Source organism: Microbacterium sp. KR10-403, from assembly GCF_040196215.1.
Taxonomy (GTDB): domain Bacteria; phylum Actinomycetota; class Actinomycetes; order Actinomycetales; family Microbacteriaceae; genus Microbacterium.
Genome location: NZ_JBEGDC010000008.1, coordinates 105,478 through 132,464 on the forward strand (window position 1 = coordinate 105,478; position 26,987 = coordinate 132,464).

Below are 26,987 nucleotides of genomic sequence, written 5' to 3' on the forward strand. Positions count from 1 at the left end.
TCCGGTATGCGGGTCTTGCTCAGGTTCACGATCGACTGCGATGCGGATGCCGCATGGCGGGCCCTGCACTCGCCGGCGGCGCTCGCGCAGCTCTACGGGCCGTTCCTCACCATGGCCTCACTCGACGATGCGCCGACATCGCTCGCTCCCGGCGACGATGCGATCGTGAGCCTCGCGCTCGGCCCCGTGCCGATGGGCACGCAGCTCATCGACGTCAGCGAGATCGAGCGCGATCACCGTGGCCGGCGTGTGCGGATCCTTCGGGACAGCGGCATCCCCCTCACCGGTCCGCTCTCGACGCTCGATGTCTGGGACCACCAGATGGCCGTCAGCGTTGCACCGGGCGACCCGACCCGCACGCTGTGGCGCGAACGGCTCGTGATCGGCGGCCGCACGGCACCGCTCGTCTGGCCGACGCTCTGGGGCGTGTGGCAGTGGCGCGAGGCGCGCATCCGCGCACTCGCCCCGACGTGGGCGCACGACCCCGCCGCCGAGCAGGTGTCCGCCGAGCACGCGTCTGATGAGCGCACGTCGGATGGGCCCGCGTCAGGCTGAGCGCACGTCAGGCTGAGCCCACGAGCCGCGGTCGCGCGTGCCGCGCTTCCCACGACTCCGTGCGCTCAGGGGCGCGGGACCACGGTGAGCACTCGCATCGTGTGCACGAGGAACTCGTCGAGGAACGTCCGCAGGAAGTCGGCCGTGCCCGGAACGGTCACGTTCCCTTCGGCGTCGACGAGCCCCTCGGTGAAGTGGATGTATGCCTCGGGCGCGCTCATCTGCCGGACGTTGAGGAAGCTCAGCGTCGCCCGCAGGCTCTGCTGCGCCACCGCCGTGCCGATCTGTCCGATCGAGGCACCGATGACGGCGGTCGGCTTGTGCGCCCAGACGTTCTGTCCCCACGGCCGGCTGCCCCAGTCGATCGCGTTCTTCAGCGCACCCGGGATCGACCGGTTGTACTCGGGCGTGACGAACAGCAGCGCGTCGGCCTCGGCCACGGCCGCCTTGAACTCGATCGCCTCGGGCGGATAGTCGGCGTCGAAGTCGCGGTTGTACACCGGAAGGCGGTCGTACGTGATCTCTTCGAGCCGCAGTTCTGCCGGTGCGAGCCGCGTCAGCGCGTTCGCCAGTCGTCGGTTGATGGACTCGCGCGACAGGCTCCCGATGATCACGCCGACCCGGTACGGCGGCTCGTGGTCGATGATGTCGATCTGCATGGTTCCTCCCCTGCTTGCGTCCAGACTGCACCCGCTCGCGGCCCGGCGAAAGAGTGAGGCCCGTGCACGGTATCCCGCATGCGACCTCGCGAGATACCGTGCGACCTCGCGAGATACCGTGCGACCTCGCGAGATACCGTGCGACCTCGCGAGATACCGTGCGACCTCGCGGAGAGGGAGAGAAGCAGAGAGGCGGAGAGCACGGGATGCCGCGCCCGAAGCCCGGGCGCGGCATCCCGACCCCCTCACGCGGCGGCGAGCGCCTCCACCGGCGAGACCCGCGTGGCCAACCGAGTCGGCACAACGGCGGCGACGAGCGTGAGCACGGCAGTGGCCAGCACGATCAGCACCACCACCGGCACCGGAATCGCCGGCCACACGAGCCCCGCCTTCTCGTGCTCCGGGTTCGCGGCCACCGCGCCCAGCAGCGATTGCGCGCCTGCCCATCCATAGGCGATCCCGAGCACGACGCCGGTCACGACGGCCGTGATCGTCACGTGCGCCGCCTCCAGCAGCACCACGCGGCGTACCTGTCCGGTCGACAGGCCCAGCGCCCGCAGCAGTCCGAGCTCGCGCTGCCGCTGCACCACCCCGATCGTCAGCAGGTTGACCAGTCCGACCGCGGCGATGACGGCCGAGACCCCCACCAGCGCCATCATGATGCCGGCGAACGCGTCGAGCGGGGTGGCGAGCTCCGGCGGCAGCGTGCCGCCCGCGGCCTTCGTCATGACGGCCTTGGCCGACTCGAGCGCGACCGCGAACATCGTCACGAGCGTCACACCGATCACGACGCCGATCGCCATGCGGCTCGAGCGCTCCGGGTAGCGCAGGGCGTTCTCCGATGCCAGCCGCGCCACGGCCGAGCGGCCGAACAGGCGCCCGGTGGCCCGCAGCAGCGGGGGCATGAACAACGCGGCCCCCACCGCGATGCCCGTGAACGAGAGCACTCCGCCGACGAACGCGACGGCCACCCCGAGCGGGCTGACCAGCCCGATGACGATGCCCGCGGCCAGCAGCACCGCCCCGAGCGCGACCAGCACGATGGCGGTGACGTTGCGCCCGGTGCGGCGCACGACCTCTTCGCGGCTCGATTCGGTCGACGATCCGAGAGCCTGCAACGGCGTCACGGTCAGCACCCGACGCGATCCCACCCACGCCGACGCCCAGGTCGTCAGCGCCACGATCACCGCGGGCACGACCAGCGCCGGCCGCAGCACCTCATAGCCCACGCCCTGGATGCCCAGCGCCCGCGCGAGCAGCACGATGCCGGCGAACGAGGCCGCGGTGCCCAGCACGAGACCGGTGGCAGCACCGATCGCGCCCACGATGAGCCCCTGCCGCGCGACCTCGGCGCGCTGCGATCGGGCCGAGGCGCCGATCAGTCGCAGCAGCGCGATCTGCCGGGTGCGACCGGCGACGACGGTCGAGAACGTGTTCGCCGTCACGACCGCCGCGACGTACACCGCGAGGCCCACGAGCACGAACGTGATGAAGCTCAGCACGAACGCGAGGGTCTCGCTGTCGCTCAGGGCGGGGTCCACCCGCAGCATCGCGCCGATGTACCCGCTGGCCGAGATGAGGACGACCCCGAACGCGGCCGAGATGGCCGAGACGAGGATGCTGGCGCCCATCCCCCGCTCGCGCAGCCAATGCCGCCCGTTCATGCTGTCACCGCACTCGCCTGCACCGGGGCCCCCTGCAGCCCGGCACCCTGTTCGGCCGCGAGCATGTACGCCGAGATCTGCTCGGCGGTCTGCCGCGGCTTGTCGGCGACGATGCGCCCGTCACCGAGGAACAGCACGCGGTCGGCGTGCGACGCGGCGATCGGGTCGTGCGTGACCATCGCGATCGACTGGCCGTGCTCGGTGCTGGCCGCGCGCAGCAGCGCGAGCACCTCGCGGCCCGTGCGCGAGTCGAGGTTGCCGGTCGGCTCGTCGGCGAACACCAGGTCGGGCGCGGTGGCCAGGGCCCGCGCGATCGCGACGCGCTGCTGCTGCCCGCCCGACAGCTCGTGCGGACGGTGGTGCACGCGGTCGCTCAGCCCGAGCGAGGCGATCAGCCCGTCGATGCGCGAGCGCTCGAGCGCCGACGGGCGCCGCCCGTCGAGATCGAACGGCAGCAGGATGTTGCCCGTCACGTCGAGCGTGGGCACGAGGTTGAACGCCTGGAAGACGAACCCCACCCGGCGCCGCCGCAGCACGGTCAGCTCGAGGTCGCTGAGCCCCGTGATCTCGGTGTCGCCGATCCACACGTGGCCGGTGGTCGGGGCATCCAACCCCGCGAACATGTGCATGAGCGTCGACTTGCCCGAACCCGACGGGCCCATGATGGCGGTGAACTCTCCACGGCGGATGCCCACCGTCACTCCGTCGAGCGCGCGCACCGCGCTCTCGCCCGCGCCGTAGGTCTTCGTCAGCTGCTGCACCCGGGCGGCCAGCCCCAGGTCGGTCGATGTGATCTCCATGTCATCGACGCTATTCAGCGGCATCCACCCCGCGCATCGCCCGCGAGTCGCGTCCGGTGTACATCGCGAGGATGATTCGGGATGCGGCATCCACCCCCGCCGCAAGGTTTCGCACGGTCCTCGACAACCGGGAGGGCTCCCAGGACTGATAATCTGCGATGAGGGACAAGAGGTGAGGTCATGGAGCCACGAGCAGGTTCGGCAGCGGGGATCACGGCCGGTCAGGTGATGACCGCACCGGTGGTGACGGTCACCCCCGACACTCCGGTCACGCACATCGCCGACACGCTCACGTCGTCGCGCATCAGCGCGGTGCCCGTCGTCGACGATACCGGCGCGGTGCTGGGGCTGGTCAGTGAGCTCGACATGCTCACCCGCGGCGGCCACACGGCGAAGGACGTCATGACGACCGCCGTGATCAGCGTCACCACCGACACCGACATCGAGCAGGTGCGCCGGATCCTCGTGGGTTCGGGCATCCGTCGTGTCCCCGTAGTCTCCTCCGGCCGTCTGGTCGGAATACTCAGCCGGCACGACCTGGTCGGCCGGGTTCTGGAATGGGCGTGCGGCGTCTGCGGAGAAACCGTCCGCGGCGCGCACCCGCCGCTGGTGTGCCCGAAATGCGGCGGAAGCGAGGATCGGTTCGGGCTGCAGGAGCAACCCCCCGGTCCCTGACGAGGCACGCGGTCACAAACCGCGTTGTTCGGTGAAAGGGATTCGACAATGGCCGGACGAACGCAGGATCCGCAGCGCGAGAAGAAGGCCGCCACACGCGGCTCTGCGCGCGCGGACAGCGCGAAGACGACGACAGGAAGGACGAAGGCACCCGCGAGGAGGACCACGGGCGCGAAGGCATCCCCTGACAAGGCGAGCACGGCTCAGAAGAGCACTGCGCAGAAGAGCACGGGGGTGGATGCCGCGACCCGCGTCGACTACTACCGTGAGATGGCGCTCATCCGCGAGTTCGAGCAGCGCGCGGGCGAGATGTACCAGCGGGCCAAGATCGGCGGCTACTGCCACCTGAACCTCGGCGAGGAGCCGACGGTCGTGGGGCTCATGACCGCCCTGCGCCCGCAGGACTATCTCTTCACGAACTACCGCGACCACGGCTACGCGATCGCGCGCGGCATGGGCGCGAATCGGGTGATGGCCGAGCTGTTCGGCCGCTCCGACGGGGTCTCGAAGGGCCTCGGCGGTTCGATGCACATGTACGACGCCGACAAGCGCATGCTCGGCGGGTACGGCATCGTCGGCGGCCAGATCCCTCCGGCGACCGGCGCCGCGCTCGCGATCACGCTGCAGCAGAAGCCGGGCCCCGATTCGGACGCCGTGATGTGCCAGATGGGCGACGGCACGACGAACATCGGCGCTTTCCACGAGGCGCTGAACATCGCGTCGATCTGGAAGCTGCCGATCGTCTACGTGATCATCAACAACGGTCTGGGCATGGCCACGACCGTCGAGATGGCCTCCGGTGAGCCCGAGCTGTACAAGCGCGGCTGCTCGTACCGCATCCCCGGCCGCCGCGTCGACGGCAGCGACCCCGAGGTCGTCCGTCAGGCCGCCGAGGAGATGCTGAACGACGCCCGCGTCAACCGTCAGCCCGGCATCCTCGAGATCATGTCGTACCGTCTGCGCGGCCACTCGGTGGTCGACCCGGCCCGGTACCGCACGAAGGAAGAGGTCGCCGAGCTCAAGGAGCACGACCCGCTGCCGCCGTACCGCGCGCAGCTGATCGCCGACGGCGTGCTCGACGAGAAGACCGCCGAGCAGATCGACGGCGACGCCGCGAAGGAGGTCGCCGACGCCATCGCGTTCGCCGACGCCAGCCCCGAGCCCGCCGCCTCGACGCTGTTCGACTTCACGTATGCGACCGATGTCCCGAACGCGTCGCGCCTCATGCCGGGCGACCCCGTACTGCCCGTCGGGTGGGAGCGGGAACCGGTCGGCGCAGGAAAGGAGGCGTGACGCCCATGGCTGAGAACGCAGACAAGCAGGCGGCATCCGCCCCCGAGATCACCTACCGGCAGGCGCTGCACGACACCCTGCGCACCGAGATGCTGCGCGACGAGAAGGTCTTCCTTCTCGGCGAGGAGATCGGCAAGTTTGAGGGGTCGTACAAGATCACCGCGGGCATGCTCAAGGAGTTCGGCCCCGAGCGGGTGCGCGACACCCCCATCGCCGAAGAGGGCTTCGTCGGAGCTGCGATCGGCGCCGCCATGCTCGGCATGCGCCCGGTCGTCGAGATCATGACGCTGAACTTCTCGTTGATCGCGATCGACCAGATCGTCAACCACGCGGCGAAGATCTACGGCATGTTCGGCGGGCAGACGTCGGTGCCGATGGTGATCCGCACCCCCGGCGGCGGTGGCCAGCAGCTGGCGGCCACGCACTCGCAGAACATCGAGGCCTGGTACGCGAGCGTGCCGGGGCTCAAGGTGCTGGCGCCCTCGACGCCGGCCGACGCGAAGGCCATGCTGACCGCGGCGATCCGCGACGACGACCCCGTGCTGCTGCTCGAGAACCTCTCGCTGTACAACACCAAGGGCGTCGTTCCCGACGGCGAGCAGGTGGCCGAGTTCGGCAAGGCGAAGGTCACGGTGCCCGGCACCGACATCACCGTCGTCGGCTACTCACGCTCGGCGGTCATCGCCGCCGACGTCGCGCAGCGACTGAAGCCGCAGGGCATCTCGGTCGAGGTCGTCGACCTGTGCAGCCTGCGCCCGCTCGACCGCGAGACGGTGTGCCGCTCGGTCATGAAGACCGGCAAGGCCGTCGTGCTCGAAGACGATTGGCTCACCTACGGAATCGGCGCGGAGATCGCCGCCTCGGTCCAGGAGGGTGCGTTCGACTACCTCGACGCTCCGGTGCGTCGTGTGGCGGCCGCGGAGATTCCGCTGCCCTACGCGAAGTCGCTGGAGAAGATCGCCCTGCCGGACGCCGACGCGCTCATCCGCGTCATCAACGAACAGCTCGATGCGACGCGGTTCGCGCGCTAGAAGGGGGACCGTGAACCATGACTGACGTGTTCATGCCGCGCCTGTCGGACACCATGACCGAGGGCGCGATCGCCCAGTGGCTCAAGTCCGAAGGCGACACCGTGAATCGCGGTGACGTGATCGCCGAGATCGAGACCGACAAGGCCGTGATGGACCTGGAAGCCTACGAGGGCGGCGTGCTGGAGAAGATCCTGGTGCAGCCGGGCGAGAACGTCGCCATCGGCGCTCCGATCGCCGTGATCGGCGACGGGTCGGGTGCGGGTTCGTCGGGTGGATCGGGGGATGCCGCGGCTGCGCCGCAGGCGGAGCCCGAGGCCGCACCGGCCGAGGCCGCAGCCGCTGCGCCCGCGGCTCCCGAGGCGACGCCGGCCGAGACGGCCCCGGCGACGCCGGCCGAGACCGCAGAGACGCCCGCCGACGAGAGCGAGGCACCCGCGGCATCCGGATCGAAGATCAAGGCCACCCCGCTCGTGCGCTCGCTCGCGCGGACGCACGGCATCGATCTGGCCACCGTGACCGGGTCGGGCCCCGGCGGCCGCATCGTGCGCGCCGACATCGAGCAGCTGATCGGCTCGGGCTCGAAGCCCGCCGCCGCACCGGCGGCGCCCACCGCACCCGAGCCGCAGGCGGCCCCGGCCGCGGCATCCGCCGCTCCCGTCGGCACGCCGCAGCCCGATGACGAGGTCGTGCCGATGTCGCAGATCCGCAAGGTGACCGCACGCCGGCTCACCGAGGCGGCGCTGGTGCCGGTGTTCCAGCTGACCAGCGTGGTCGACGCGTCACGGCTGACGGAAGTGCGCCGCGACATCAACACGCGCCTGGCCGATGCAGGCGTCAAGGTGAGCGTCAACGATCTGATCGTGCGTGCCGTGGCCGTCGCTCTCGCGCTGCACCCCGAGGCGAACGCCTCGTTCGGGGGCGACGCCATCCTGCGACACAAGCACGTCAACGTCGGTGTGGCCGTGGCCCTCGACGACGGGCTGGTCGTGCCGGTCGTGAAGGATGCCGACAAGAAGTCGGTCACGGCGATCGGCGCCGAGGTCAAAGACCTCGCGTCGCGCGCGCGTGCCGGCCGCCTCAAGCTCGATGAGATGAGCAATGGCACGATCTCGGTGTCGAACCTCGGCATGTTCGGGGTCGACCAGTTCACCGCGGTGATCAACCCGCCTGAGGCGATCATCGTCGCCGTGGGCGGCACCGCCGACGAGGCGGTCGTGGTCGACGGCAAGGTCGAGATCCGCCCGCGCACACGGCTGACCATCACGGTCGATCACCGGGTGCTCGACGGGGCCGGAGCAGCCGCCTTCCTGAAGGATCTGACCGAGCTGCTCACCGAGCCGCTGCGGATCCTGGTGTGAGCGAGAAGCTCGACATGACGGGAGCGTCCGGTGCCCTGCGCCGGGCGCTCCCGTTCTTCGTGGCGGCGGCGGTCTACGTCATCGCGGGCGGCGTGCTGGCCGCGGCCACCGCGTATGTCACGACGCAGAAGACCGCGTGGGCGACCGCGTACATCGTGCTGGTGGGCGGCGTCGCGCAGGCCGTTCTCGGGGCGGCGCTGGGCTGGCTGGCGCGGCACGCGAGCACGCGGCTGGTCTGGCCCGCGTTCGTGCTGTTCAACCTCGGCAACCTCGGCGTGCTGGCCGGGCAGCTATCGGGTCTGCTCGCCCTCACCTTCGCCGGCGGGGCGCTGCTGGTCGCCGCGTTGATCCTCGTCATCCTTGCGGCGCGGCACCGCGAAGCCGCCCACCCTGCGCTCCTGTGGACGTTCCGCGTGCTCGTGGTGATCCTGGCCGTCAGCATCCCGACCGGTCTGATCCTGGCGGCCGTCGGCGCCTGAGCCCGCGGCATCCCGCCCCAGCGCCGCCCCGCGCAGATCGGTGAGGGTGCAGCGGGCGGACGAGGGAGCGGTTGCTTCCCTACCTTTCGTCCACCAGTTGCACTCTCACCGTTGGAGGCGCGGGGAGAGCGCGGGCGCCGCGTCAGCGCACGGTCAGGTCGACCGACACCGGCAGCGCGTCGGCCGACGGACCCGCCGACAGGCGGTAGACGCCGGGCTGCACGCGCAGCGCGCCGGCGTGCAGCCAGTCTGCGACCGCACCGGGAACCTGCGCGGCGTCGTCCCACACGGCGAGCCGCTCCACCGCGAACCGCAGCGCCACGTCGCGCGCCTCGCCGGGCTCGAGCCGCACGCGCTCGTAGGCGACCAGCAGGCGCCGCGGGGCCGGGAAGCCGAAGCCCGAGGCCACCGCATAGAGCTGCACGAGCTCCTCGGCCGGGCGCGACCCCGTGTTGCGCACGCGCAAGGTCGCGGCGACCACGTGCTCGTCGCCGCGCGGCGCGAACAGGGGATGCCGCAGCGTCGGCGCGGGCGCGTCGACGGACGCGGCATCCACCGTCACCGACTCGTACTCCACGGTGGAGTAGCCCAGCCCATGCCCGAACGCGAAGGCGTACGGCGCGGGCTGGTGCCGGTAGGTGGCCTGCTGGCGCAGCGTGTCATAGTCGAACAGGTCGCCGGCCTGCGCGGGGTCGGCCGGCCACGACTGGGCCAGGCGGCCCTCAGGCTCGCGGTCGCCGCTGAGCACGTCGGCGACGCCGTGGCCGAGCTCCTGCCCGCCGTGGCTGGTCCAGACGACGGTCTCGGCGTCGGCGACGCCGGGGCCGAGCACGTACGGGAAGCTCGAGACGATCGTCAGCACGCTGCGCGGGTTGGCCTCACGCGCCGCCCGCCACACGCTCACGGCCGACGCCGGCAGGAACAGGTGCGGGCGATCCTCGGTCTCGCGGCCCGACAGGTGCGGGTCGTTGCCGACGGCCACGATCACGGCGTCGGCGGCGACCGCGGCATCCGCCACCGCCTGCGCGCCCGAGCGCACCACCCGCACGCCGAAGCGTGTGGCGTCCGCGAGCGTGCGCGCCTCGGCCAGCAGCAGGCCGCCGCCGAGCGCTGCCCGCACCCAGCGGCCCGAGCCGATGTGCAGCAGCGACCAGCTGCCGTCGGCGTGCACGTGGGTGCGGAAGCTCTCCTGCACGATCCAGCCGCCCACGCGGTCGGCGTCGGCGTGCATGGGCCAGACGCCGCCGGTGAGCAGCTTGCCGCTCGCGTGCGAGCGGAGGGTCAGGATGCCGTCGCCCCAGTCCGTGACATCCCACAGCGAGGCGGCATCCGCCGTCGTCCCCGACGTGTCGACGACCGAGCCGTCGGCATTCGAGGCGACGTAGCCGCCGTCGGGCGCCGTCAGGGTAACGGTGTCGGCACCGGTCACCGTCTCGACCCGGGCTGCCGGGTACCGGTCGGCGAAGCCCCGGGCGATGCCGACCGAGTACGGCGGGGTGCCCGCGTACCAGTCGGTGAGCACGACATCGGCCATCGGGCCCACCACGGCGACCCGCGCGGGTTCGGCCAGCGGCAGTACCGCGGCGTCGTTGCGCAGCACGACGACCGAGCGCGCGACGGCCTCACGGGCGAGCTCGCGGGCGCCGGGCGCGTCGATCGCGTCGGCGCCGATCGCGCCGAACGGGTCGTCGGCGCCGTCGAACTCGCCGGTGCGCAGCCGCAGCTCGAGCAGACGCTGCACCGCCTGGTCGACGTCGTCGGTGGTCAGCAGCCCCTGCGCGAGCGCCTCGCGCACGTGCGTGATCGTCGGGTTCGCGTCAGCGTCGTGGTCGGTGAACGAGTCCATGCCGCTGCGGATGAGCGCCGCGGCCCCGTGCGCATGGTCGGGCTGGGCGTGCTGCAGCGTCACGACGAAGGTCGGGGCCCCGGCATCCGAGACCACGGCGATCGACTCGTCGCTCCACGTGCGCGCCTCGCCGACCAGCTCGGGCTGGGTGTGGGCCGGGATGCCGTTGACCCGGTTGTACGCGAGCATGATCGCCCCCGCGGCCTGCGTCTCGAGCGGCTCGCGGAACGCGGCCAGCTCTTCTTCGTGCAGGGTGCGCAGCGACATCTCGGACGACGTGGTCGACCGGTCGGTCTCGTTGTCGTACGCGAGGAAGTGCTTGAGGGTGGGCACGGTCTTCCAGACGCGCTCGTGGTCGCCGCGCATGCCGCGGGCGTATGCCGTGCCGAAGTGGGCGGTGACGTGCGGGTCTTCGCTGTAGCCCTCTTCGTTGCGGCCCCACCCGGGGTGGCGCAGCGTGTTGACGACCGGGGCCCACACGTTCAGGCTCACCAGCGGGTTCTCGGCGTGCTTGGCGCGCACCTCGGTGCCGGTGACATCGCCGATGCGGCGCAGCAGCTCCGTGTTCCAGGTCGCGGCCATGCCGACCGGCTGCGGGAACACCGTGCCCCGGCCCAGCCATGCGACGCCGTGCAGCGCCTCGCACCCGGTGTGGAACTCGGCCATGCCCAGGCGCTCGATCGCCGGCTGTCTCTGGTGCAGCAGGGCGATCCGCTCGTCGGGGGTGAGCCGTGCCAGCAGGTCGCGGGCGCGCTCGGGCAGCGGGGCGTGGATGTCGCGGAACAGCTCGTCGGTCATCGGTCGCTCTCCTGGATCGTGATCGTCAGTTCGCCGGCGCCGGGCGCCGACACGGTCTGGGCACCGGCCTGCAGCGACCACGCGGCCCGCGCGTCGGTGCTGCCCGCGGTGATGGTGTCGCCGGTCCGGCGCACCCGGAACGTCGTGGCCGCTCCTTCATACCCCGGCACGGTGACGACCTCGTCGAACCCGTCGGGCAGCGCGAAGCAGCGCAGCGTGACCCCGTCGGCCCACTCGTAGTCGGGCCGGTCGTCGACGGCGCCCCACGGCAGCACGGTGCCGGGCCGCACCCGCAGCGGGAGGGAGTCGTAGCCGTGCGTCTCGGTGAGCCAGCGGCATCCACTCGCCACATCGCCGTGCAGCAGCGAGGCCCACTCCCCCTCGGGAACGTAGTACTCGGCATGCCCGTCGGCGTCGAACACGGGGGCCACCAGCAGCGCGTCGCCCAGCATGTACTGCGTGTCGGCGTCGAAGCCCGAGCGGTCGCTCGGGAACTCGAGCACCATCGGACGCATCATCGGGATGCCGTCGGTGTGCGCCTCATCGGCGACCCGCGCCAGATACGGCATGAGGCGCAGCTTGAGGTTCGTGAACAGGCGGGTGACCTCGACGGCCTCCTCATCGAACTCCCACGGCACACGCAGCGACGACGAGCCGTGCAGGCGCGAGTGCGACGAGAGCAGCCCGAAGGCGACCCAGCGCTTGAACAGTCCCGCATCGGGGGTGCCCTCGAAGCCGCCGATGTCATGGCTCCAGTAGCCGAAGCCGCTCATCGCCAGCGACAGGCCGCCGCGCAGCGTCTCGGCCATCGACAGGAACGTCGAGTCGCTGTCACCACCCCAGTGCACGGGGAACTGCTGCGTGCCCGCGGTCGCCGACCGGGCGAACACCACCGCGTCGCCGGCACCGCGCCGGCGCTCGAGGGCGCGGAACACGGTCTCGTTGTACAGCCACGGGTAGTAGTTGTGCATGCGGTCGGGATCGGAGCCGTCGTGCCAGGCCACCCCCTCGACGGGGATGCGCTCGCCGAAGTCGGTCTTGAAGCTGTCGACGCCCTGCTCCATGAGCCGCTCGAGGTGCCCGACGTACCAGTCGGCGGCGTCGGGGTTCGTGAAGTCGACGATGCCCATGCCGGCCTGCCACATGTCCCACTGCCAGACGCTGCCGTCGGTGCGGCGCAGCAGATACCCGTTCTCGGCCGCCTCGGCGAACAGCGGCGAGCGCTGCGCGATGTAGGGGTTGATCCAGGCAGAGACCTTGAGGCCGCGCTCGTGCAGGCGGCGCAGCTGGCCGTCGGGGTCGGGGAAGGCCCGCTCGTCCCAGGTGAAGTCGACCCACTGGTACTCGCGCATCCAGAAGCAGTCGAAGTGGAACACGCTCAGCGGCAGGTGCCGCTCGGCCATGCCCTCGATGAAGCCGGTGACGGTCTTCTCGTCGTAGCTCGCGGTGAACGAGGTCGTCAGCCACAGGCCGAACGACCAGGCCGGCACCCGTGCGGGGCGCCCGGTCAGCGCGGTGTAGCGGCGCAGCACGTCCTTGGGCTCGGGGCCGGCGATGACGTAGTAGTCGAGCTCCTCCCCCGGCACCGAGAACTGCACGCGCGAGTTGACCTCGCTGCCGACCTCGAACGACACACGTCCGGGATCGTCGACGAACACGCCGTAGCCGCGGCTGGAGACGTAGAACGGCACGTTCTTGTACGACTGCTCGCTGGAGGTGCCGCCGTCCTCGTTCCAGCTCTCGACGGTCTGCCCGTTCTTCACGAATGCGCCGAACCGCTCGCCGAGCCCGTAGACGCGCTCGCCCGGCTCGATGCTCAGCTGCTGGTGGATCCACGTCGGGTCGACGGGGGCCCGCAGCTGACCGGTGCCGGTCATGTGCCCGATCGAGCGGGGCAGCGAGCGGGTGAGCACCCGGCCGCCCTCCTCGACGAAGTCGACCTGCCAGCCGCCCGTGCGCGCCACGCGCACGCTGAGGGGACCTGCCTCGAGCACGCCGTGCTCGTCGTCCAGCCGCAGCGTGGGGCGGTATCCGGGCTCACTGTGCACGGTGAAGTCGGGACCGGGATGCACGCTGCCGGCGTGGTGCGCGAGGTGCACCTTGACGACGCCCGGCGCGGGCGACGAGAACTGCACGGTCAGCATGGGCCGGTTGAGCGTGTCGCCCCGGTCGCGGATCTTCGCGGTGGGCGCGTACACGGTCATGGTGCCCGCGGTCTCGTCGATGCGGATGTCATCGACCTCGACCGCGTACAGCGGGGTGAGGGTGGGCTTGGTCAGCCAGTAGCCGTCGGTGAACTTCACCGGTCCTGCCTTTCGATCAGCACTCGTGCGTCGTCGGGCGCGACGGCCACGACGGATTCGGTCTCTTCGCCGGTCAGCAGATCCACCAGGCCCGGGGCCACCGGCACCTGCACGGGCTGCTCGCCGTGGTTGAGGAGGAACAGGGCGTCGCCGCGGCGCACGGCCTCGCAGCCGTCGGGCAGCGTGCTCACGCCGGGAACGGGACGGGAGAGGGATGCCGCGGCCTCGCCGAGCACGGCATCCAGGGTCGCATCGTCCAGAACGGCCCCCAGATACCACGCGGCACCCGTGCCGCGTGCGTTGCGGGTGACGGCGGGGAGCCCTGCGAGCGGACCCGTCGCGTACGTCGCGCGCACCTCGGCGCCGTCGCTGCGCAGCCGCTCGCCGAGCGTCGACGCGGTGGCGTCGGGGTAGCCGTCGAGGCGCACGACGGGGATCGCGCACCACTCCTCGCCGCTGGCGCCGATCAGCTCGCGCAGCAGCGCGGGCGAGCGACCGGTGCGCACGTGCCCGTTGTCGTCGGCCACGCCGCTGAACGCGCCGATCACGACCTGCGCGCCGGCTACGGCTGCCGCGGTGAGGGCGGCTGCGGCATCCGGTTCGATCACGTAGGAGTGCGGCACGAGCACCAGCGGGTATGCGGACACATCGGCCCCCGGTGCCACGATGTCGGCGGCGAGTCCCCGCCGCCACAGCGCGCGGTACCAGCGCTTCACCTCGGCGACGGTGTCGTGCCGCTCGGTCGGGAGGGCGGGCTCGGAGGCGGCCCACCACGACGCCCAGTCGAAGACGATCGCGACCGGGGCGTCGATCCGGGCGCCTGCGACCGGGCGCAGGCGCTTGAGGTCGGCACCCTGGCGCACGACGCCGCGGAACACCTCGGTGTCGGCCCCGGCGTGCGGCACCATCGCGGAGTGGAAGCGCTCGGCACCGGCGCGCGACTGCCGCCACTGGAAGAAGCAGATGCCGTCGGCGCCGCGGGCCACCGCCTGCAAGGAGTCGAGACGGGCGTGCGCGGGCGACTTGGGCGGGTTGTGCGGCCGCCACGAGACGGCGCTGACCGACTGCTCCATGAGCAGCCACGGCTGCCCGTCGCCGAGGGACCGCATGAGGTCCTGCACGAGGGCGATGTCGGCCGGCGAGGTGGGCGAGGTGGGGTCGGGGTACTGGTCGTCGGCGATCACGTCGACGTCGCCGGCCCACGAGCGGTAGTCGGCGTGGTCGAAGAAGCCCATGAAGTTGGTCGTGATCGGCTGCGTCGCCCCCGCCTCGCGGATGGCGTCGCGCAGCTCGCGGTAGCACGCGAGCAGCTGGTCGGAGGTGTAGCGGCGGAAGTCGACGGCCTGCGACGGGTTGATGACGTAGGGCATGCGCCGCGGCGGGGTGATCTCGTCGAAGTCGGCGTAGTGCTGCGACCAGAAAGTGGTGCCCCACGCCTCGTTGAGCGCCTCGATGGTGCCGTAGCGCGCCCTCAGCCAGAGCCGGAACTCGCGCTCGGCCTCGGGGCCGTGGTCGAGCTGGCCGTACTCGTTGCCCACGTGCCACATGCGCACGGCGGGGTGCTGCGCATACCGCTCCGCCAGGTCGCGGGTGATCGCCAGCGCATGCTCGCGGTAGACGCGCGACGCCGGCGTGAACTGGTTGCGCGAGCCCGGCACGAGCGCGACGCCGTCGCGGTCCACCGGCAGGGTCTCGGGATGCCGCACCCCCAGCCACGGCGGCGGCGAGGCCACCGGCGACGCCAGGTCGACGGAGATGCCCGCCTCGTGCAGAAGGCCCAGGATCTCGTCGAGCCAGCCGAACTCGCGGGCGCCCGGCTCGGGCTCGATCACGGCCCAGCTGAACACGCCGACCGTGACGAGGTTGACGCCGGCCTCGCGCATGAGCGCGACGTCTTCGGCCCACACTTCGCGGGGCCATTGCTCGGGGTTGTAGTCGCCGCCGAAGCAGATGCCGAGCTCTGCGGTGAGAGCGGCGAAACGGGCGGGATCGCGCGTCATCGGTGACATGGGCTCCAGCTCAAAGTCGAGGGTGGTCGTCGGCAGTGTTCTGTAACTGTCGAAGCGTTTCAACAACCAGACCATATACTAGCTTTCGTGCCGCTGTCCACGCCGAGCCGCGATGCTCTCTTCGCACTGCGCTACACGCGCGCCGCGCACGCCTGGACCGACGCGCTCCCGGTGGGCAACGGCACCCGCGGCGCGATGTGCGGCGGACGCCCGGGCGGGCTGCGTCTGTGGCTCAACGACATCACCGCATGGTCGGGATCGACCGCCGACGACCCGCTCGCGGGCGTGCAGGACGCCGGACCCGCAGCCCTCGCCGCCGTGCGCGCCGCCATCGCGCGCGGCGACCTCGCCGAGGCCGAGCGGCTGCTGCAGCGGCAGCAGACCCCGTGGGTGCAGGCGTATCTGCCTCTCGCGCACCTCGACGTCGAAGTCGACGGCGCTTCGGGACCGGACTGCGAGCGGGAACTCGACCTGCACCGCGGCATCACGACCCTCGCGTACACGGCGGGCGGGGCATCCGTCGTCCATGAGACCTGGGCCGGCATCCCCTCGGGCGCTCTCGTGCACCGCATCACCGCCGACGCCCCGGTCGCCGTGACCGTGACGATCGACAGCCTGCTGCGGGCTGTTCAGGCGCCGCGCGACGAAGACGGCGATGTCGTCGCCGAGTGGATGCTGCCGGTCGACGTCGCCCCCGGGCACGAGCACCCCGCCGAGCCGATCCGCTACGACCCCGCGCGCGGGCGCACCGGCGCGGTGGCGATCCGCTCGCAGGGGCGCCTCGACGGAGATCGACTCGTCCTGACCCCCGCCCGCACGCACCTGATCGTGATCGGCACGGCGACCGCGCCGGGGCTGCCCGGCGACGATGACGAGCGGGATGCCGCCGCCCGCGCGACCGCCGTGCTCGACGCCTTCGCCCCCGCCGAGGCCGCCACCGCGCACGAACCGCACGCGGCCGCGCACGCCGTCCTCATGGACCGCTGCGTGCTCGAGCTGCCCTCCCCCGCCGACGCCGGCGAGCTCGACACCGACGAGCGCGTCGCCCGGGCGCTGACCCGCGACGATCCGGGACTTGCCGCCCTCGTCTTCCACTACGGGAGATATCTGCTCGCGGCATCCACTCGCGACAGCCCGATCCCGCTCACGCTGCAGGGGCTCTGGAACGCCGAGCTGCCCGGTCCGTGGTCGTGCGCCTACACGACCAACATCAACCTGCAGATGGCGTACTGGCCGGCCGAGACGACGGCCCTGCCCGAGTGCCACGAGCCGCTGCTGCGCTTCGTCGAGCGGGTCTCGGCCACGACCGGGGCCGAGGTCGCCCGGCGCCTGCACGGCGCCGACGGCTGGGTGCTGCACCACAACACCGACCCGTGGGGGCACGCCGCCCCGGTGGGTGCGGGGCACGGCGACGTGTCGTGGGCGTTCTGGCCGGTGGGCGGGGTGTGGCTGGCGCTGCACCTCTGGGACCGGTTCGCGTTCGGCGGCGACCTCGACGCGCTGCGCACCCGCGCGTGGCCCGTGCTCGAGGCGACAGCGCGCTTCGCCCTGTCATGGATCCAAACCGACGGCGCCGCCGCGTGGACGAGCCCGTCGACCTCGCCTGAGAACCGCTTCGTCGAGAGCGGCACCGTATACGGCGTGGGCACGACGTCGACGATGGACGTCGCCCTTTTCCGTGAGCTGGCGCGGGTGTGCCGGGATGCCGCGGCCGCCCTCGGCCGCGATGACGGCTGGGTCGGCGCGTTGGGGCGCGTGACTGCCCTGCTGCCCGAGTACGCCGTGACCGACGGGCGCGTGCAGGAGTGGAACCCGCCGCGCGACGACGAAGACCCGCATCACCGGCACCTCTCGCACCTGGTCGGCCTGTTCCCGTTCGCGCAGATCACGCCCGAGCGCACTCCCGCGCTGGCTGCGGCCGCCGGAGAGACGATCGCCGCGCGCGGGCTCGAGTCCAGCGGATGGGCGCTGGCCTGGCGCGCGGCGATGTGGGCGCGGCTGGGCGACGGCGAGCGCTTCGCCGAGCAGCTCGCGATGTCGCTGCGCCCTGTCCCCAGCCCCGCCGGCGGCCCCGCCGAGAACGGCGACGGCGGTCACCGCGGCGGCCTGTATCCGAACCTCTTCAGCGCGCACCCGCCGTTCCAGATCGACGGCAACCTGGGCGTGACCGCCGCGATCGCCGAAGCGCTCGTGCAGTCGCACGACGGAGTGCTGCGCATCCTGCCCGCGCTGCCGGCAGGCTGGCCCGACGGCGCCGTGCACGGGCTGCGCGCCCGCGGCGGTGTCAGTATCGACGTCTCGTGGGCGGACGGCCGGGCCCGCCGCATCCGGCTCCACGCCGAGAGACCCACCACAATAGAGGTGCGGGTTCCGGGCTGGGGCCACCGCCGGGTGGACCTTGCTCCCGGCGACCCGCTGACCATCGATTCGAGGGAGACCGCATGGTGACCATCGCGGACGTCGCGCGCGCCGCCGGCGTCTCCATTTCGACCGTGTCGTACGTGATGAGCGGCAAGCGCACGATCTCGCAGGAGACCCGTGACCGCGTCGCCCAGGCGATCGCCGATCTGGAGTACAGCCCGCACGCGAGCGCCCGCTCGCTCGCGTCGCGCTCGACGAACGTGATCGGCCTGCAGGCGCCGCTGCGCGCCGGCGTCGACGTGCACGTGGTCATGCAGATCGTCGCGGGCATCGTGACCGAGGCCCGGTCGCTGCAGTACGACATCCTTCTGCTGACCAGCGACGACGCGGCGGGTCTGAGTCACGCGGCACGCGCCTCGATGGTCGATGCCCTGCTGGTGATGGATGTCGAGTCCGACGACCCCCGCATCAAGACGCTGGAGGGGCTCGATGTGCCGAGCGTGCTCATCGGGTTGCCCGCGGGCGCGGACGGACTGGTGTGCGTCGACTTCGACTTCGAGGCCGCAGGGCGCCTGGCCGCCCAGCGACTGGCCGCGCTCGGCCACCGGCGCATCGCGCTGTTCGGCGCGCCCGCCGAGGTGCTCGAACGGCACACCTCGTACGCCGATCGCCTCGTGCGCGGGTTCCTGTCGGCGTGCGACGAGCTCGGCGTCGTCGGCAGCGTGCACGCCTGCCCGACCGGAGCCGAATCGACCCAGGTCGTCGACGCGGTGCTCGCCGCCGAACCGGGGCTCAGCGGCATCCTGATCCACAACGAGGGCGCCCTCGCGCACATCGCCGCGCATGTCGCGACGAGCTCGCACGAGCTCGACCTGGTCGCGCTGTGCCCGGCTGAGATGGCGCAGACCGTGACGGGGCTCGCCGACAGCATCGCCATCCCCGCCGAGGGCATCGGCGCGGCCGCCGCCGACGCGCTGCGCGCCATACTGGCCGGCGAGCAGCGCGAGAAGGTCGTGCTGCTGCCGCCGGTGCTGGCCTCGGCGGGGGCGTAGCCGATGCCGATCGATCCGGGGGGCAAGACCGCACAGGGGGTCACGACGTTCCTCGCGTTCGTCGGGCTGAACCTGCTGTACCTGGTGACCTGTCTGCCGGTCGTGACGATCGGGGCGGCGACGTCCGCGCTGTACGAGGTGACGATCCGCTTCGCGGACGACGAGAGCGGGCATCCGCTCAAGGACTACCTGCCCGCCTTCGGGCGCAACTTCGGCCGCGCGTCGCTGGCATCGCTGTGTCTGCTGCTGCCGGCGCTGCTGCTCGCCTACAGCGTCATCTTCTGGTGGGCGAACCCCGGGGCGCTCAGCGGCGTCGCCGCCGTGATCGCGGCCGTCGCCGCGCTGTACCTGTTCATCGCGTGGATGTACGCCATGGCGCTGGTCGCATGGTTCACCGCGCCCCTGAAGCAGACTCTCAAGAACGCGCTGCTGCTGCCGGGCGCCGAGCCGTCGCGCACCTTCGGGATGATCCTCATCCCCGTCGCGCTGGTGTGCATCACGCTGCTGTTCCACCCCTTCGTGTTCATCCTGCTCACGGTCGGGTACTCGGTGGGCGCGTACGCCACGGCGTTCCTGTTCCGGTCGGTGTTCTCCCGCCACCTCTCCTGAGGGGGCGGGATGCCGCGGGCCCGTGGCATCCCGCCCCGGTGCACGTGGTGCACCCGCCCGGATCGGCGCCCCGTGGCACCCCTCCCGCTGAGCTCACCAGCTGATGTTCCTGAGACATCAAGAGGTGAGGCGCCGGCACCCTGCCATCCACCCCGATCCGGCCCCTCCGCGCCGGCCGCGGGCACAGCGTCGGGCCACCGGCGCGGCGCACCGCGGCATCCACCACCCTCACGGCGTGTCGCCGACGATCCCCTACCGTGTGCACGGGCCGCGGCGGTCACGACGCGAGGCGCGGCCACGACAAGGGACCCGGAGCGCTTGCGCGCCCCGGGCCCCGGGTGTCGGCTTCGGGTCAGCCGAGCTTCTTGGCGACGTCCACGCGGGCCGTGTTCTGGGCCTTCGCGTTGTCCATGTCGACCTTGAGCACCTTGTCGAAGCCCAGACCGTTCGCCTTGGAGATGAGCTCCTTCTGCAGCGACGCGAACTCGGCGTCGTTCTTGGCGAACGACATCTTCCACGAGTACTGGACGATGACAGCCTTGATCTGGTTGCGCAGCGTCTGGATCTCAGAGCTGTCGGTCGGCGCCGTGTAGCTGGCACCGGGCGCCACCAGAAGCTGGTCGTTCTTCTTCAGGTAGTCCATCGTCGAGGTCGCGTCGTCCATGTGCGACGACCAGTCCTTGCTCAGCGCCGTCGACGTGAGCTTCTGGTACGACGGCCAGAACTGGTAGTTGTACGGGTAGCCCGTCTTCTCGTCGACGTCGTTGGGCAGCACGAGGCTCACGTTCAGCGTCGAGACGCCGTCGGTGTAGTCGCCGCCGCCCCACTCGGCCGGGACGGTGCCCTTGCCCTCGATGAACACCTGCTTGCCGAAGTCGGTGAGCGCCGGCTTGCCGTCGCTGCCGAGATCCCAGGTCAGGCCCTGCGGACCCGCGGCGGCACCGGTCTGGCTGCCGTTGGAGTACGTGCCCTCCTGCGAGTACAGCCAGTCGATGAAGGCCGCGATGCGCTCGGGGTCCTCGGCCTTCGAGCCGATCGAGAGCACCTGCTTGCCACCGTAGGCGGAGGCGCCGTACGAGAAGACGTCCATGTCCTTCAGCGGTGCGATCTCGAAGCCGCGACCGGCGGTCGTGTTCGCCTCGGTGTTGTACGCCGACTGGCCGAGCCAGGGCCACCACGAGAACAGCACCTGGCCGTTCTGGTACTTCGAGAACAGCGTGTCGTAGTTCTGCGTCGTCGACTCGGGGTCGACCAGGCCCATCTGGTTGGCCTTGTAGAAGAAGTTCAGCGTGCGCATGTACTGGCCATTCGGGTCGAGGATGCTCTGGTAGTCAGAGCCGTCGGCCTTGGCCAGCACGAAGCCGAGCTCGTCGTACCCGTAGTACGTCGTCGGCTGCTTCGCGTTGTTCATCATGTTGCCGTCCCAGTCCTTAAACAGGGAGAGGGCGTAGACCTTCTTGCCGTTGGGTGCGGTCGGCTCGAGGTCCTGCATCTGCTTGAGCACCGGCAGCAGGTCTTCGAGGGTGTTCACCTGGGGGTAGCCGAGCTTCTTGTACAGATCCCAGCGCAGGTACGGGCCGAACGTGGGGTCGAGGCCCTCCGACGACTCCGTCGGCTTGATCGATGAGACCTGCGTGGGCAGGCCGTAGACGCCGTCCTTGCCCTTGTTGACGTAGTCGACGGCCGCCTGGTACTTCGAGACGTTCTTCATCGCCGGGTAGTACTTCGACAGATCCTGCACAAGCCCGCCCTGGACGAGGTCGTCGAGCTTCTCACCCTGGTCGGTGATGATCAGGTCGCCCAGGTCGCCCGCCGCGACGCGGGTGTTGTAGAGCGTGTCGCCGCCGCCCGCCACGTTGGGGGCGATGATGTTCAACTTCATGTTGAACTTGTCCTTGACGATCTTCGCGAACCAGCCCTTCTGCATGCCCATGTAGTTCGCGAGCCCGTCGAAGACGTCGATCGTGATCTCCTTGTCCCACTTGGCGGGGAAAGAGCTCACTGCCTTCGTGTCACCCGTGGACGACCCGCCTCCACTGCAGGAGGAGAGGAGTCCGGCGGCGAGGAGTGCGACGGCCGCGAAGGCCACCTTCCTCTTCAGCTTCATTGCATTCCTTTCTGGTGGGACCGGCCGCCGTCAACCCTTGACGGCGCCCAGCATGATGCCCTTCACGAAGAAGCGCTGGAACAGGGGGTAGATGAAGATGATCGGCAGCACGACGATCACCGAGACCGTCATCCGGATGGAGGTCGGGGTCTGCGAGGTCGCCGCGGAGATGATCGACGACAGATCGCCGCCGGAGTTCTGCGCCGCCTGGGCCAGGCTGTTCGCCTGGTTGATGAACATGTACAGCAGGTACTGGAGCGTGTACAGGCTCTGGTCGGTGATGTAGATCAGCGTGTCCTGGAAGCTGTTCCACTGCGCCACGGCCGAGAAGATCGCCACGGTCGCCAGGATCGGCGTCATGTTCGGCAGGTACACGCGGAAAAAGATCTGCACGATGTTCGCGCCGTCGACCTCCGCGGCCTCCTGGAGCGACTCGGGCATCGATTCGACGTAGGTCTTCACCAGGATGATGAAGAACGGCTGCACGATGAACGGCAGCACGTACACCCAGAAGTTGTTGGTCAGGCCCAGCGTCTTCATGATGATGAACACCGGGATCAGGCCGGCGCTGAAGTACATCGTGACGATGATGAAGCGGTACCAGAACTGCCGGGCCCACATCTTGCTCTGCGTGAACATGAAGCCCAGGAACGCCGAGGCCAGCACGGTGGCCGCGGTGCCGATCACGGTGCGGCCGACGCTGACCACGGCGGCCAGCGGCAGCCCCTGCAGGTGGAACACCTCTTTGTAGTTGTTGAGGTGGAACCCGACCGGCCACCAGCGCACGTCGCCGAGCGCCGAGACGTCGTTGGCGCTGACCGAGTTGATGATCAGGTAGTAGAAGGGGTATGCGCACAGGAAGACCAGCAGCAGGAAGACCCCGTAGTTGATGATCGTGAAGATCATGTCGCCGGCGCGGCGACTGTGCACTCCGGCGGAGACGGTGCTCATCGTTCGGTGCCTCTCAGACGATCGACGTGCCGCGGACGCGCTTGGCGATCGCGTTGACGGTGAACAGGAGGATGACCGAGATGACGCTCTTGAGCATGCCGATCGCGGTCGCCATCGACAGGCTGTTGCCGGTGATGCCGATGTTGTAGACGTACAGGTCGAGCACCTGTATGTGCTCCTTGTTGAATGCGTTCTGGAACACGAAGTACTGCTCCATGCCGTTGTTCAGCAGGTTCGCGACCGACAGCAGCAACAGCACCAGGTAGGTCGGCATGAGCTGCGGGATCGTGATGTACCACATCGTCTGGAAGCGCCCGGCGCCGTCGATGCGTGCCGACTCGTACAGCGACTGGTCGATGCCTGAGATCGCCGCGAGGTAGATGATCGCGCCCCAGCCCAGGCCCTTCCAGATGCTCCAGAGGGTCATCGTGAGCCAGATGTGCTGGTCGGTGTCGAGGAACTTGATCGGGGTCGAGATGAGCCCCCAGTCGTTGAGCACGCTGTTGACCAGCCCCGTGCTCGAGAAGAGCGAGAACGCGATCATGTAGACGAGCACCCACGAGATGAAGTTCGGCAGGGTGGTCAGCGTCTGCACCGCATTGCGGAACCAGGGGGTGCGCACCTCGTTGAGGAACACCGCGAAGGCGAGCGGGAGGATGGATGTCGCGATCCCGAGGAAGCTGATGGCCAGGGTGTTCACGAGCACCTGGAGGATCTCCGCGAGCTGCGTCGGCGAGCTCACCAGCATCCGGAACCACTGCAGTCCGACGAACTCGCTGCCCGACAGTCCCAGCGCCGGCTTGTAGTCGAAGAGCGAGTAGATCCAGCCGTACAGCGGGAAGTACGAGAACAGGAAGACCAGCACCAGGAACGGGACGATGCACAGGAACATCCCGATCGACTTGCGCGACGGCTTGCCGCGCCGACGCGTGCGCTTGCCGCCCGTCGTCGATTCGATGCCGGCCGCGGTCACCTCCTGGACCATGGCCGCCTGAACGGTCATCGGAGGATCACCCGTTCATCGCCACAGGTGCTCACTGCTCGCATCTCACTCCTTCGTGCGTTCGGGACCGCGCCGCCGGGCGTCGGTCCGCAGCCGTGTTCGACGGGGTCGGGAAGGCCCGTTGTCGAACCGCTTCGATTACGGCTTGGAACAAAGAAACCACGCGCCCGCCGATTCGTCAACTCCGGACGCGTAACGCCGTGATAACGATAGAGAGCGCTCCCATGACGCGGCTGCGAGACCTCGCACGCCACGACGCCGGCCATCAGCCCGCGGCCTCCGGCGCATAGCGCGCCTCGCTGAACCGCACGGGCCCGTCGACGGCCCGCAGACCGATGACGCGGCCGACGAATCCGCCCGCCACCTCCGTGGAGAGATAGCGCCCGTCCAGACGGGCGAGGGGGTGGATGCCGTCGGCATCGGCCACCTCGAAGACGAGGTCGTCCGGTCCACCCGTGGTCGCGGCATCCGCCCGCACCCGCAGCTCGATCGCGCCGTCGGCCGCGAGCGGCTCGCCGGAGAACTGCTGCGCCACCGGCCCGACCTGCGCGTGCACGAGTGCGCGGCCGCCGGTCAGCCGCAGCTCATACCAGTGGCGCTCGTCCATGCGCACGCGCACGGCCGCGCCGTCGCGCGCCTCGGTCACGGCGGCGAAGCGCCAGTACGGGTCACGGGCGCGCACGCCGAGCATGGCGGGCGCGCCGCCGGGCGAGTCGGCCGGGCGCAGGGTCACCCCGCCGCCCACGCTCGCGAAGGCCGAGGGTGCCGCGCCCGGCGAGATCCAGCGCGGGTGCAGCGACTCGAACCGGTCGACGAAGGCCGTCTCGGGCGCGGGGATCTCGTATCGGTCCGCGACGACGACCGGCCAGTCGTCGATCCAGTCGATGCCCGCGACGAACGTCTCGCGCCCGTTGACGTGGAACAGCGGAGTCGCCCCGCGCGGACGCACGCCGAGGTAGACCATCGCCCAGGTGCCGTCGGCGAGTTCGACGATGTCGGCGTGGCCGGTGTTCTGCACCGGGAAGGTCGTGCTGCGCCGGGTGAGGATCGGGTTCGCGGGGCACAGTTCGAAGGGGCCGGATGCCGCGGGCCCGCGCGCCACGCTCACGCAGTGGCCGCGCTCGGTGCCGCCCTCGGCGAAGAGGAGGTACCACCAGTCGCCCCGCCGGAAGACGTGCGGCCCCTCGGGGTAGGCGAGGCCCGTGCCGGGCATGATCGACCGTGCGGGTCCGATGACCTCTCCCCGCTCCAGGTCGACGGGGACCTGGCCGATGCCGGGCACCTCGGCCGTGTTCGAGCTGTAGCTGACGAGGCAGGTGCCGTCGTCGTCCCACGCCAGGTCGGGGTCGATGCCGGGGATGCCGGCGATCACCCGCGCGGGCGCCCAGGGCCCCTCGATCGCGGACGCCGAGGTCACGAGCTGCCCGGGCGCACCCGACACATTGGTCGTGATCATCCAGAAGCGACCGTCATGGTGGCGCAGGGTCGGGGCGTACACGCCGCCGCCGGCCGCGGCATCCCCCGCCGCGAAGGCCGGGTCGCCGTCGAGCGCGTGCCCGGCCTCGTGCCAGGTCACGAGATCGTCGCTGCGCCACAGCGGCACGCCCGGCGAGTACTCGAACGACGAGTTCGCGAGGTACAGGCCGTCACCGGCGCGGCAGACGCTCGGATCGGGGAAGAACCCCGGGATGATCGGCGTCGTCGCCGCCTCGCGCAGGTCCACCGCGGTCACTCGACCGTCGCTGAGGGGATGACGCCGGTCGTGGCCAGCTGCCGGAACCAGTGTCCCGAGTCCTTGACGGTGCGGGTCTGATCGTCGAAGTCGACGCGCACCACACCGAAGCGCTTGGCGTAGCCGTAGCCCCACTCGAAGTTGTCGAGCAGCGACCACACGAAGTAGCCGCGCAGGTCGACGCCGTCTTCGATCGCACGGTGCGCGGCGGTGAGGTGCCGACGCAGGTAGTCGACGCGCTCGGGGTCGTGCACGGCGCCGTCGCCCGAGACCGCGTCGTCGAACGCGGCGCCGTTCTCGGTGATCATGAGCGGCTGCTCGGGGAAGCGGTCGCGCAGCGTGTGCAGCAGCTCGAGCAGTCCGTCGGGGGCGATGTTCCAGTCCATGGCCGTGTGCGGGCCCGGCTGCGGGAGGAACTCCACGACGTCGTCGCTGCCCGGCCAGGCGGTGCCGCCGTCGGCGGGCTTGTGGCCGTCGTTGCTCTGCCGCGGGGCGTCGCCGCTCCACAGCCGCACCGCGTTCGTCGAGTAGTAGTTGACGCCCAGCACGTCGATCGGCTGGTGGATCTCGGCCAGATCGCCGTCCTGCACGAACGACCAGTCGGTGAGCGCCGCGGTGTCGGCGATGAGGTCGTCGTCGTACACGCCGCGCAGCATGGGGCTCGTGAACACGCGGTTGCCCACGGCGTCGATGCGGCGCACGGCCTCGGCCTCGCCGCGGGCCACGTGCAGGTTGAGCGTGACCGAGTACTCGGGTGAACCCGTCGAGGTCGCACGCAGCGCCTGCAGCGCGCGGCCGTGCGCGAGGTTGAGGTGATGGGCGGCGGCCAGCGAGGCGGCGGGCTCACGACGCCCGGGTGCGTGCCCGCCCTGGCCGTAGCCGAGATAGGCCGTGCACCACGGCTCGTTGAGGGTCGTCCAGGTGTGCACGCGGTCGCCGAGCGCCGCACCCAGGACCGACGCGTACTCGGCGAAGGCGTCGGCGGTCTCGCGGACCGGCCAGCCCCCGGCATCCTCCAGCGTCTGCGGGAGGTCCCAGTGGTACAGCGTTGCGACGGGGCGGATGCCGCGCGCGAGCAGGCCGTCGACCAGACGCGAGTAGAAGTCGACACCCGCCTGGTTGACCGCGCCGCGGCCGGTGGGGATGATGCGCGGCCACGCGATCGAGAAGCGGTAGGCGCCCAGGCCGAGGTCGGCCATCAGGTCGAGGTCCGACTCCCAGCGGTGGTAGTGGTCGCACGCGACGTCACCGGTGTCGCCGTTCCAGACCTTGCCGGGCGTGTGGCTGAACGTGTCCCAGATCGACGGGCCGCGGCCGTCTTCGTTCGCGGCGCCCTCGACCTGGTACGAGGCCGTGGCCGAGCCGAAGGTGAACCCGGCCGGAAAGCGCAGGCCACTGTCTCGGAAGTCCGCACTGCGGACCTGGGGCGAAGCGTCGGTGCTCACTGGTCTCCCGTTCGTCACGTCGATGTCCACGTCCGCTCGGAGCCTTCTGCGGCATCCGTAGTCGAAACGCTTCGACTTACAGTAGGGCCTCCCCGCGCTTCGCGCAAGCACCCGCCGCCGCGCGGCCTCTCGCGCACCGTGAGAGTGCAGCAGGTGGACGAGGGAGCGGTTGCTTCCCTACCTCTCGTCCACCCGCTGCACTCTCAGCGTCGGGAGGCGCGCGCTCGTCGCCGAGAGAACATCTACCCGCCGAGAGA

At 70.6% G+C, this 26,987-nt stretch carries 20 protein-coding genes; 9 read left to right on the top strand and 11 right to left on the bottom strand.

From position 1 onward, the window contains the following. Positions 1 to 6 precede the first annotated feature (6 nt). Positions 7 to 555 (top strand): hypothetical protein, encoded by a 549-nt coding sequence (locus ABMQ42_RS17595; RefSeq protein WP_349724308.1) that lies wholly within the window; start codon positions 7 to 9, stop codon positions 553 to 555. A gap of 65 nt (positions 556 to 620) precedes the next feature. Here the strand turns inward: ABMQ42_RS17595 and ABMQ42_RS17600 are convergent, their stop codons facing one another. The 3 genes from ABMQ42_RS17600 to ABMQ42_RS17610 all read right to left on the bottom strand — a co-directional run bounded on the left by ABMQ42_RS17600 (position 621) and on the right by ABMQ42_RS17610 (position 3,678). Next, the gene (locus tag ABMQ42_RS17600) at positions 621 to 1,214 is read right to left on the bottom strand and encodes an NADPH-dependent FMN reductase (protein ID WP_349724309.1); all 594 of its coding nucleotides are present in this window, start codon (positions 1,212 to 1,214) and stop codon (positions 621 to 623) included. Positions 1,215 to 1,459: 245 nt separating this feature from the next. After that, positions 1,460 to 2,878, bottom strand: coding sequence for an ABC transporter permease (locus tag ABMQ42_RS17605; protein WP_349724310.1), 1,419 nt, complete (start codon positions 2,876 to 2,878; stop codon positions 1,460 to 1,462). After that, positions 2,875 to 3,678 (bottom strand): ABC transporter ATP-binding protein, encoded by an 804-nt coding sequence (locus tag ABMQ42_RS17610; protein WP_349724311.1) that lies wholly within the window; start codon positions 3,676 to 3,678, stop codon positions 2,875 to 2,877. The genes ABMQ42_RS17605 and ABMQ42_RS17610 overlap by 4 nt, the downstream gene beginning before the upstream one ends. Positions 3,679 to 3,858: 180 nt before the next feature. Here ABMQ42_RS17610 and ABMQ42_RS17615 point away from each other — a divergent pair, with 180 nt between their 5' ends. The 5 genes from ABMQ42_RS17615 to ABMQ42_RS17635 are packed head-to-tail and all read left to right on the top strand — an operon-like array spanning position 3,859 to position 8,514. After that, positions 3,859 to 4,353, top strand: a complete 495-nt coding sequence (locus ABMQ42_RS17615; protein WP_349724312.1) for a CBS domain-containing protein — start codon at positions 3,859 to 3,861, stop codon at positions 4,351 to 4,353. Positions 4,354 to 4,401: 48 nt separating this feature from the next. Beyond that, positions 4,402 to 5,646, top strand: coding sequence for a thiamine pyrophosphate-dependent enzyme (locus ABMQ42_RS17620; RefSeq protein WP_349724313.1), 1,245 nt, complete (start codon positions 4,402 to 4,404; stop codon positions 5,644 to 5,646). 5 nt (positions 5,647 to 5,651) lie between these two features. Further along, positions 5,652 to 6,677, top strand: coding sequence for an alpha-ketoacid dehydrogenase subunit beta (locus ABMQ42_RS17625; RefSeq protein WP_349724314.1), 1,026 nt, complete (start codon positions 5,652 to 5,654; stop codon positions 6,675 to 6,677). Positions 6,678 to 6,694: 17 nt separating this feature from the next. Continuing rightward, a complete protein-coding gene (locus ABMQ42_RS17630) occupies positions 6,695 to 8,035 on the top strand; it encodes a dihydrolipoamide acetyltransferase family protein (protein ID WP_349724315.1) in 1,341 nt (446 codons plus the stop codon). 14 nt (positions 8,036 to 8,049) lie between these two features. Next, positions 8,050 to 8,514, top strand: coding sequence for a hypothetical protein (locus ABMQ42_RS17635; RefSeq protein WP_349724316.1), 465 nt, complete (start codon positions 8,050 to 8,052; stop codon positions 8,512 to 8,514). Positions 8,515 to 8,656: 142 nt separating this feature from the next. Here the strand turns inward: ABMQ42_RS17635 and ABMQ42_RS17640 are convergent, their stop codons facing one another. Genes ABMQ42_RS17640 through ABMQ42_RS17650 form a run of 3 tightly spaced genes read right to left on the bottom strand, consistent with a single transcriptional unit; the run spans position 8,657 to position 15,470 of the window. Continuing rightward, positions 8,657 to 11,158 (bottom strand): glycoside hydrolase family 3 C-terminal domain-containing protein, encoded by a 2,502-nt coding sequence (locus ABMQ42_RS17640; protein WP_349724317.1) that lies wholly within the window; start codon positions 11,156 to 11,158, stop codon positions 8,657 to 8,659. After that, a complete protein-coding gene (yicI, locus tag ABMQ42_RS17645) occupies positions 11,155 to 13,461 on the bottom strand; it encodes an alpha-xylosidase (protein WP_349724318.1) in 2,307 nt (768 codons plus the stop codon). Before yicI ends, ABMQ42_RS17640 begins: the two co-directional genes overlap by 4 nt. Further along, a complete protein-coding gene (locus ABMQ42_RS17650) occupies positions 13,458 to 15,470 on the bottom strand; it encodes a beta-galactosidase (protein WP_502884763.1) in 2,013 nt (670 codons plus the stop codon). The genes yicI and ABMQ42_RS17650 overlap by 4 nt, the downstream gene beginning before the upstream one ends. 87 nt (positions 15,471 to 15,557) lie before the next feature. Here ABMQ42_RS17650 and ABMQ42_RS17655 point away from each other — a divergent pair, with 87 nt between their 5' ends. From ABMQ42_RS17655 to ABMQ42_RS17665, 3 genes are read left to right on the top strand one after another with little or no spacing between them, the layout of a single operon-like run. Continuing rightward, a complete protein-coding gene (locus ABMQ42_RS17655) occupies positions 15,558 to 17,918 on the top strand; it encodes a glycosyl hydrolase family 95 catalytic domain-containing protein (RefSeq protein ID WP_349724319.1) in 2,361 nt (786 codons plus the stop codon). After that, a complete protein-coding gene (locus ABMQ42_RS17660; protein ID WP_349724320.1) occupies positions 17,912 to 18,883 on the top strand; it encodes a LacI family DNA-binding transcriptional regulator in 972 nt (323 codons plus the stop codon). The genes ABMQ42_RS17655 and ABMQ42_RS17660 overlap by 7 nt, the downstream gene beginning before the upstream one ends. A 3-nt stretch (positions 18,884 to 18,886) precedes the next feature. Next, positions 18,887 to 19,492 (top strand): DUF624 domain-containing protein, encoded by a 606-nt coding sequence (locus ABMQ42_RS17665; RefSeq protein ID WP_349724321.1) that lies wholly within the window; start codon positions 18,887 to 18,889, stop codon positions 19,490 to 19,492. Positions 19,493 to 19,844: 352 nt separating this feature from the next. On the opposite strand, the gene ABMQ42_RS17670 is transcribed toward ABMQ42_RS17665, so the two are convergent. The 5 genes from ABMQ42_RS17670 to ABMQ42_RS17690 form a co-directional block, all read right to left on the bottom strand. Next, a complete protein-coding gene (locus tag ABMQ42_RS17670) occupies positions 19,845 to 21,599 on the bottom strand; it encodes a type 2 periplasmic-binding domain-containing protein (protein WP_349724323.1) in 1,755 nt (584 codons plus the stop codon). Between the two features lie 30 nt (positions 21,600 to 21,629). Next, on the bottom strand, positions 21,630 to 22,550 hold the full coding sequence (locus tag ABMQ42_RS17675; RefSeq protein WP_349724324.1) for a carbohydrate ABC transporter permease: 921 nt from the start codon (positions 22,548 to 22,550) through the stop codon (positions 21,630 to 21,632). 13 nt (positions 22,551 to 22,563) lie between these two features. Next, entirely contained in the window at positions 22,564 to 23,553 is a 990-nt protein-coding gene (locus tag ABMQ42_RS17680) for an ABC transporter permease (protein ID WP_349724325.1), read from the bottom strand. A gap of 265 nt (positions 23,554 to 23,818) precedes the next feature. Then, the gene (locus ABMQ42_RS17685) at positions 23,819 to 25,285 is read right to left on the bottom strand and encodes a glycoside hydrolase family 43 protein (protein WP_349724327.1); all 1,467 of its coding nucleotides are present in this window, start codon (positions 25,283 to 25,285) and stop codon (positions 23,819 to 23,821) included. Further along, positions 25,282 to 26,730: a GH1 family beta-glucosidase gene (locus ABMQ42_RS17690; protein WP_349724328.1), complete on the bottom strand. Its 1,449-nt coding sequence runs from the start codon at positions 26,728 to 26,730 to the stop codon at positions 25,282 to 25,284. Before ABMQ42_RS17690 ends, ABMQ42_RS17685 begins: the two co-directional genes overlap by 4 nt. Between the last annotated feature and the right edge of the window lie 257 nt (positions 26,731 to 26,987).

Bases quoted from the DNA above. Each gene is read 5' to 3' on its own strand.
- ABMQ42_RS17640 (WP_349724317.1), bottom strand. From the start codon at position 11,158: ATGACCGACGAGCTGTTCCGCGACATCCACGCCCCGCTGCCCGAGCGC.
- ABMQ42_RS17635 (WP_349724316.1), top strand. From the start codon at position 8,050: ATGACGGGAGCGTCCGGTGCCCTGCGCCGGGCGCTCCCGTTCTTCGTG.
- ABMQ42_RS17610 (WP_349724311.1), bottom strand. From the start codon at position 3,678: ATGGAGATCACATCGACCGACCTGGGGCTGGCCGCCCGGGTGCAGCAG.
- ABMQ42_RS17675 (WP_349724324.1), bottom strand. From the start codon at position 22,550: ATGAGCACCGTCTCCGCCGGAGTGCACAGTCGCCGCGCCGGCGACATG.
- ABMQ42_RS17680 (WP_349724325.1), bottom strand. From the start codon at position 23,553: ATGACCGTTCAGGCGGCCATGGTCCAGGAGGTGACCGCGGCCGGCATC.
- ABMQ42_RS17600 (WP_349724309.1), bottom strand. From the start codon at position 1,214: ATGCAGATCGACATCATCGACCACGAGCCGCCGTACCGGGTCGGCGTG.
- ABMQ42_RS17595 (WP_349724308.1), top strand. From the start codon at position 7: ATGCGGGTCTTGCTCAGGTTCACGATCGACTGCGATGCGGATGCCGCA.
- ABMQ42_RS17620 (WP_349724313.1), top strand. From the start codon at position 4,402: ATGGCCGGACGAACGCAGGATCCGCAGCGCGAGAAGAAGGCCGCCACA.
- ABMQ42_RS17670 (WP_349724323.1), bottom strand. From the start codon at position 21,599: ATGAAGCTGAAGAGGAAGGTGGCCTTCGCGGCCGTCGCACTCCTCGCC.
- ABMQ42_RS17660 (WP_349724320.1), top strand. From the start codon at position 17,912: ATGGTGACCATCGCGGACGTCGCGCGCGCCGCCGGCGTCTCCATTTCG.
- ABMQ42_RS17650 (WP_502884763.1), bottom strand. From the start codon at position 15,470: ATGTCACCGATGACGCGCGATCCCGCCCGTTTCGCCGCTCTCACCGCA.
- ABMQ42_RS17615 (WP_349724312.1), top strand. From the start codon at position 3,859: ATGGAGCCACGAGCAGGTTCGGCAGCGGGGATCACGGCCGGTCAGGTG.
- ABMQ42_RS17665 (WP_349724321.1), top strand. From the start codon at position 18,887: ATGCCGATCGATCCGGGGGGCAAGACCGCACAGGGGGTCACGACGTTC.
- ABMQ42_RS17605 (WP_349724310.1), bottom strand. From the start codon at position 2,878: ATGAACGGGCGGCATTGGCTGCGCGAGCGGGGGATGGGCGCCAGCATC.
- ABMQ42_RS17630 (WP_349724315.1), top strand. From the start codon at position 6,695: ATGACTGACGTGTTCATGCCGCGCCTGTCGGACACCATGACCGAGGGC.
- ABMQ42_RS17625 (WP_349724314.1), top strand. From the start codon at position 5,652: ATGGCTGAGAACGCAGACAAGCAGGCGGCATCCGCCCCCGAGATCACC.